Annotated in this window: 1 protein-coding gene; it reads right to left on the bottom strand. The window is 67.5% G+C overall.

Going from position 1 to position 2,990, the window contains the following annotated elements; all coding sequences use genetic code 11:
• The coding region (locus IEY79_RS37010) for a non-ribosomal peptide synthetase (protein WP_189112044.1) at window positions 1-2,990 on the bottom strand (2,990 nt) is incomplete at both ends.

Genomic DNA, 2,990 nt, shown 5'->3' with positions numbered 1-2,990 from the left:
CACCGCCACAGCACCCGGACACTCCAAAGCCCGGACAGCCACACCCACATCCACCGACCCCCACAACAAGTCCGCGTGTGTGTCGTTCCACGAGGCCAGGGCCCGCCGCTCCGCCCCGGACCGCACATCCACCTCCTCCACCCGGCACCGCGGACCCGTCACCAGGGCCGACAGCACCCGCAGGTAGTAGTCCCGATACGCACGCACCTGATCCCCCGCGAACTCACGCCGGTGAAAACTCAGCATGAGCACCATCTCCCCGGACCACGGATCACGCACAAACCCGCAGACGAACGACGACTTCGGCGCCTCCGGGGTCTCCGGGGTCTCACCGGGCCCATAGGGCTGGTGGAGGAACTGCGTCTCGTGCAGCATCCCGCCTGCCAGTTCCTGGATGTCGGCGTGGGGGAACCCCCGGTGCGGCAGGATCTCCGCCTCCCAGGCGAAGACCGCTCGTATGACGTCTTCCAGCGTGCCCTCCACCGGAACCGAGAACGGCACTGAATTGAGGCCGGGTCCCTGTGCGTCAGTCAGCACTCCGGTGCCGGGGCGAGGGTGTCCGGTCAGCTTGGAGAGCACGATCAGGTGCGCCCCGAGCAGCACACTCTTCAACGGCAGACCCAACCGCCGGGCCAGAGCCTCCAACCCCTCACACAACCCGGCATCCAGCCGCGTCTCGAGCGAGCCGTAACCCACCTCACTCCCCGCCGAAACCTGTTCCACCACGCCGGCCTCGCCGGCCTCGTCGACCGGCAGCCGAACACCACCACGCTCCGCCAGCGGCAACCGGGGAAGCAACGGCCGCTCCCACTCCCCCACCACCCGCTCCCAGAACGCCCGCGACACGTCGGTCGTCGCGACCGGCAGTGCCCTGCAACGGTCGGCCAGCGCCCGCAGGGAGTTGGCCTCGAACAGGTCGTTCATGTCGATGTCCGTGCCGAGCCGGGTGCTGATGCGGGTTCTGACACGGATGGCGTGCAGGGAGTGTCCGCCGAGGTCGAAGAAGTCGTCCGTGGCGGAGACACGCTCGACTCCGAGGACCTCGGACCAGATCCGGGCGATGGCCTCCTCGATCTCGTCGGCGGGTGGGACATAGGAGTCCATGCCGGCGCTGACGTCGGGCTCGGGCAGGCCTTGGAAATTGACCTTCCCGTTGGGCTGCAGTGGCAGGGCGTCGAGGATCATCACGTGCAGCGGCACCATGTACTCCGGCAGCCGCTCGGCGAGAAAGGCCCGCAACTCCCCTCCGTCCGGCGCGCCCAGGCCCTCACCCTGTGTGTAACCCACCAGCCGCAGCACACCGTTCGGACCCCGTGATGCCACCACCACCGCGGACTCCACCCCCGGATGCGACAGCAGCACCTCCTCCACCTCGCCCGGCTCCACCCGGAAACCCCGTACCTTGACCTGGTGGTCCGCTCGGCCCACGAACTCCAGGGTGCCGTCCGGCAGCCACCGCGCGAGGTCACCCGTGCGGTACAGACGCCCGCCGATGGCCCCCGAGAAAGCGTCGGGCACGAACTTCTCGGCCGTCAGCGCCGGCCGCCGCGCGTATCCCCGTGCCACGCCGGGGCCGCCCAGCCATAGTTCACCCGGCACACCCAGCGGTGCCAGGCACCCGAACCGGTCCACTACCCAGGCCTGTGTGTTCCTGATCGGCCGACCGATACGCCCCGCCGACACCGATCCCGCCACCAACGACTCGCACGTCGAAACGGTCGTCGCTTCGGTGGGGCCGTAAATATTGGAGAAACGCGCGCCTCCGGCCTCCAGCGCCCGCTCCACCGTGGCGGGATTGATGGCCTCGCCGCCCACGAGCACCTGATCCAGGGTGACAAAAACATCAGGCACCACCGGAATTGTCGCATTGAACAGCGACGACACGATCGCCATCACCGTCACCCCCTCCCCACGTACCAAGGCACGCAACTCCTCGGGGGAAGTCACCGCTTCGGGTGGGACGATCACCAGGCATGCGCCGTTGAGCAGTGCGCCCCACACCTCGAACACCAGCGGGTCGAAAGAAGCCGCGTTCAGCTGCGCCACCACCGACGACTCCGACAACTCCGCCAGGTCCGACCCACATACCAACCGCACAGCTGCGGCATGTGTCAGCAACGCACCCTTCGGCGTCCCTGTCGACCCTGATGTGTACACAAGGCAGGCGACATCCTGGCCCCGGTTGCCGGCTTCCTGTGCGGGGTCGGACGCCGGTTGGGTCTTGCGGATGTCGACGGTCACACGGCCATCGAGCGGCAGCCGCTCGAAGAGCTCCTCATGACCCACCACCACCCGGGCACCGGAATCCTCCAGCATGAACGCCAGACGCTCACGCGGATAAGCCGGATCAAGCGCCAGATAAGCACCACCGGCCCGCAGCACACCCAGCATCCCCACCACCAGATCCGCCGAACGCTCCACACACAACCCCACCACCGCACCACGCCCGACACCGGCATCCCGCAGCACAGCCGCCACACCATCCGCCCGCGCCAGCAACTCCCCATAAGTCAGCGACACACCACGATCACGCACCGCCACAGCACCCGGACACTCCAAAGCCCGGGCAGCCACACCCTCATCCACCGACCCCCACAACAAGTCCGCGTGTGTGGCATTCCACGAGGCCAGGGCCCGCCGCTCCGCCCCGGACCGCACATCCACCTCCTCCACCCGGCACCGCGGACCCGTCACCAGGGCCGACAGCACCCGCAGGTAGTAGTCCCGATACGCACGCACCTGATCCCCCGCGAACTCACGCCGGTGAAAACTCAGCATGAGCACCATCTCCCCGGACCACGGATCACGCACAAACCCGCAGGTGAAGGGGAAGTTCGTGGGTTCCACCCGCGTCTGCATGTAGGAGCCGTCCGACATGTCGACGATCTCGACATCGTCCGCGTTCTCCAGCGCCTCACCCAGTACATGGAAATGGTTGTAGACGAAATGGGTCTCGAAAAGCGGATCGCCGCCTGCCAGAGCCTGGATCT

It is taken from the genome of Streptomyces camponoticapitis (genome assembly GCF_014646115.1).
Taxonomy (GTDB): Bacteria; Actinomycetota; Actinomycetes; order Streptomycetales; family Streptomycetaceae; genus Streptomyces; species Streptomyces camponoticapitis.
The sequence above is the reverse complement of the archived record's forward strand: the minus strand, read 5'-3'. Positions and strand labels throughout refer to the sequence as shown.